Raw genomic sequence first — 4,149 nt, 5'->3', positions numbered from 1 at the left:
ATCGGCGGGAACAAGCTGGTCGAGTGTGACCATCTCAAGCGCTGTCTGATCCGGACCGGGTTTCTTCAACATCAAAACAGTGAATCAAAAACCCCCGGCTAACGCCAGGGGTTTGTCAGCAGTCTGAGGCCGCCTTCGGGCGGCCTTTCTGCGTAAGGGCAGGGCCCTAAGGAGATGAAAATGAACGACAACGACGAATTCGTGGAACCGACCGTCTACGTGATCATCGGCCGGGTCTGGGCGGAAGAGGGCGGAATGCCGGATGCCGCGATCCCGGTGCACGCGCTCTTGCGGGCCGCCGATGACGACGATGCGGTCCGCAAGACCCTGGAGGCCCTGTCCGGCCAGGGCTACGTGGAAGCCGAGCTCGACCAGATCGGCGTGCTTGAGGGCGAGCCGGACGAGCCGCTCTATGAAGAAGCCTATCAGGATGCGCTGGCCGGCAATGTGGCTGTCGTCGCGTTCAATACCTGAAGTGCAATACCTGAGGGGCGAAGCGGGTCTGCGGCGGGCGCATGGTTGCCATGCGGGCGCCGGACCCCTTTTGTCGGAAATTGAATCAGTCGTTTAACGGGTGATTCATATATCCGGGCAGGGCGCCTGGATGGGTGAGTCGGAAAATTGCGCGATTACGTTTCCTTCTTTTCGTTTGTTACAAAAATCCGTCTGAAAGGCTTCCGGAATTACCGGAAACCCGCCGTTTCCGGAGAAATGCGGATTTTTGGACAAATGACTTGACGGGGAGGGGGCAGATGAGTAGTTTCCGCGCATCCCGAAGGCAGGCGGTAAGTCCTTTTAGCGTCCAAGCGCACCAGGCGCAGGACGGAACGGTCTTAAACGCTGCCGGGTTCATATAGGCGAATAAGCGTCGATTGCATGACCGCTGGGCGACCGGTGGTCCTCTGGTTTTTCGCAGCGCCGGCCGTCTCGATGAGAGACGCGCTGGTGCGATTCTGCTTGCGCAGGGCCTGCGAAAACTGCAGTTGCATACGAATTTTTGGATGGACGAGGTAAAGGGCAAAGAATGCCGACCATCAACCAGCTGATCCGCAAGCCGCGGAAGGACCCGCCGAAGCGGAACAAAGTGCCGGCCATGGAGGCCTGCCCGCAAAAACGTGGCGTTTGCACGCGCGTTTACACGACGACGCCGAAGAAGCCGAACTCGGCTCTGCGTAAGGTGGCCAAGATCCGCCTGACCAACGGCTTTGAAGTCATCGGTTACATCCCGGGTGAAGGCCACAACCTTCAGGAACACTCGGTGGTGATGATCCGTGGCGGCCGCGTGAAGGACCTTCCCGGTGTCCGCTACCACATCATCCGTGGTGTGCTGGATACCCAGGGCGTGAAGGACCGTAAACAGCGCCGGTCCAAGTACGGCGCGAAGCGGCCGAAGTAAGGAGCACATCAGATGTCCCGTCGTCACCGCGCAGAGAAACGCGAAATCAACCCGGATCCGAAGTTCGGGGATATTGTCGTCACCAAGTTCATGAATTCCATCATGTTCGACGGCAAGAAGTCGACCGCCGAGCGCATCGTTTACGGTGCCTTCGACGTCATTGAAAACAAGACGCGCGAAAACCCGATCGAGGTGTTCCACGCTGCTCTTGAGAACGTCATGCCGCAAGTGGAAGTGCGCTCCCGCCGTGTTGGTGGTGCGACCTACCAGGTCCCGGTTGAAGTTCGTGCCGACCGCCGTCAGGCGCTGGCAATCCGCTGGCTGATCACCGCCGCGCGGAACCGCAACGAAACCACGATGGTTGATCGCCTTTCCGGCGAGATGCTCGATGCAGCAAACAACCGTGGTACCGCAGTTAAGAAGCGTGAAGATACGCACCGGATGGCCGACGCCAACCGCGCGTTCTCGCACTATCGCTGGTAATTTGACTTCGAAGGGCTGACGTTATGTCGCGCACGCATAAAATCGAGGACTACCGCAACTTCGGCATCATGGCTCACATCGATGCCGGCAAGACCACGACCACCGAGCGGATCCTCTACTACACCGGCAAGAGCCACAAGATCGGCGAAGTTCACGACGGCGCTGCTACCATGGACTGGATGGAGCAGGAGCAGGAGCGTGGCATCACGATCACCTCTGCCGCGACCACCGCTTTCTGGAAAGAAAAGCGCCTGAACATCATCGACACCCCGGGCCACGTGGACTTCACCATTGAAGTCGAACGCAGCCTGCGCGTGCTCGACGGTGCGGTTGCTCTTCTCGACGCCAACGCAGGTGTCGAGCCGCAGACCGAAACCGTCTGGCGTCAGGCCGACAAGTATCATGTCCCGCGCATGATCTTCGTCAACAAGATGGACAAGCTCGGTGCCGATTTCGATCGCTGCGTCGAGATGATCAAGACCCGTCTTGGCGCGAAGCCGCTTGTCATGCAGCTCAACGTCGGTGCCGAAAACGATTTCGCCGGCTGTATCGACCTTCTGAAGATGAAGGCTCTGATCTGGCAGGCTGAAAACCTGGGCGCCGCCTGGGACGAAGTCGACATTCCGGCCGATCTGGTCGACCGCGCCCAGGAAATGCGCGATCTGCTGGTCGAAACCGCTGTCGAAGTCGACGAAGAAGCCATGGAAGCTTACCTGGAAGGCGAAGAGCCCTCCATGGAAAAGCTGAAGGAGCTGATCCGCAAGGGTACCATCAACAGCGAATTCGTTCCGGTCTTCTGCGGTTCCGCGTTCAAGAACAAGGGCGTTCAGCCGCTCCTCGACGCTGTCGTGGACTACCTGCCGAGCCCGGTCGACGTTCCGGCCATCAAGGGCATCGACCCGAAGACCGAAGCGGAAACCACCCGCAAGGCTTCCGATGAAGAGCCCCTCGGCCTGCTGGCATTCAAGATCGCCAACGACCCGTTCGTCGGTTCGCTGACCTTCTGCCGCATCTACTCCGGCGTTCTGAACAAGGGCGTTTCCCTGCTGAACACGGTCAAGGACAAGCGCGAGCGCGTCGGCCGTATGATGCAGATGCACTCCAACTCCCGTGAAGACATCGATATCGCCTATGCCGGCGACATCGTGGCCATCGCGGGCCTGAAGGACACCACCACGGGCGACACCCTGTGCGACCCGCTGAAGCCGGTGATCCTGGAGCGCATGGAATTCCCCGAGCCGGTCATCGAGATCGCCGTTGAGCCGAAGACCAAGGCCGACCAGGAAAAGATGGGCCTCGCCCTGAACCGCCTGGCTGCCGAAGATCCGTCCTTCCGCGTCAAGACCGACGAGGAATCCGGCCAGACGATCATCGCCGGCATGGGCGAGCTTCACCTCGACATCATCGTCGACCGCATGAAGCGCGAGTTCAAGGTGGAAGCAAACATCGGTGCGCCGCAGGTTGCTTACCGCGAAACCATCACCAAGGTTGCCGAAGTGGATTACACCCACAAGAAGCAGTCCGGTGGTTCGGGTCAGTTCGCCCGCGTCAAGCTCGTCATCGAGCCGGCAGAGCCGAACGAAGGCTACGTCTTCGAGAGCAAGATCGTCGGTGGTTCCGTTCCGAAGGAATACATCCCGGGCGTCACCAAGGGTATCGAAAGCGTCATGTCGTCTGGCCCGCTGGCCGGCTTCCCGATGCTGGACATCAAGGCGACCCTCGTCGACGGTGCCTACCACGACGTGGACTCCTCGGTTCTCGCCTTCGAAATCGCCGGCCGTGCCGGTTTCCGCGAAGGTATTGCCAAGGCCGGTCCGAAGCTCCTTGAGCCGATCATGAAGGTCGAGGTCGTCACCCCGGAAGATTACATGGGTGACGTGATCGGTGACCTGAACTCCCGCCGTGGCCAGATCGCTGGCACCGAAAACCGCGGGATTGTCACGGTCATCACCGCAATGGTGCCGCTGGCCAACATGTTTGGCTATGTGAACAACCTGCGTTCCATGTCTCAGGGCCGCGCCCAGTACTCGATGGTGTTCGATCACTACGAGCAGGTGCCCCAGGCCGTTGCCGAAGAGGTTCAGGCGAAATACGCCTGAGCCCCTCCTGGAACTAGATAAAGAATTAGAGAGAGCGGAGTAATCCGATGGCGAAGGAAAAATTTGAGCGTAACAAGCCGCACGTCAACATTGGCACGATTGGGCACGTTGACCACGGCAAGACCACGCTGACTGCTGCGATCACGATGACGCTGGCTGAAGCCGGCGGCG

The 4,149-nt window shown here is 59.6% G+C and carries 5 protein-coding genes; all 5 read left to right on the top strand.

The annotated features are described in order from the left end of the window. Window positions 1-180 precede the first annotated feature (180 nt). A complete protein-coding gene (locus HK439_RS26145; protein WP_190294424.1) occupies window positions 181-474 on the top strand; it encodes a regulator in 294 nt (97 codons plus the stop codon). Between the two features lie 550 nt (window positions 475-1,024). Then, complete coding sequence (rpsL, locus tag HK439_RS26140; protein ID WP_006936459.1) at window positions 1,025-1,396, top strand: 30S ribosomal protein S12; 372 nt, start codon at window positions 1,025-1,027, stop codon at window positions 1,394-1,396. Window positions 1,397-1,408: 12 nt separating this feature from the next. Beyond that, entirely contained in the window at window positions 1,409-1,879 is a 471-nt protein-coding gene (rpsG, locus tag HK439_RS26135) for a 30S ribosomal protein S7 (RefSeq protein WP_190294423.1), read from the top strand. 23 nt (window positions 1,880-1,902) lie between these two features. After that, a complete protein-coding gene (gene fusA, locus HK439_RS26130) occupies window positions 1,903-3,978 on the top strand; it encodes an elongation factor G (RefSeq protein WP_190294422.1) in 2,076 nt (691 codons plus the stop codon). Between the two features lie 47 nt (window positions 3,979-4,025). Next, window positions 4,026-4,149 (top strand): GTP-binding protein (locus HK439_RS26125; protein ID WP_235987997.1); only part of this gene is annotated, 124 nt, incomplete at its 3' end.

Origin of the sequence: Roseibium aggregatum, assembly GCF_014692675.1 — a bacterium.
GTDB classification, from domain to species: Bacteria; Pseudomonadota; Alphaproteobacteria; order Rhizobiales; family Stappiaceae; genus Roseibium; species Roseibium aggregatum_C.
Note: the sequence above shows the minus strand (reverse complement) of the source record. Positions and strands in the feature narration are given on the sequence as shown.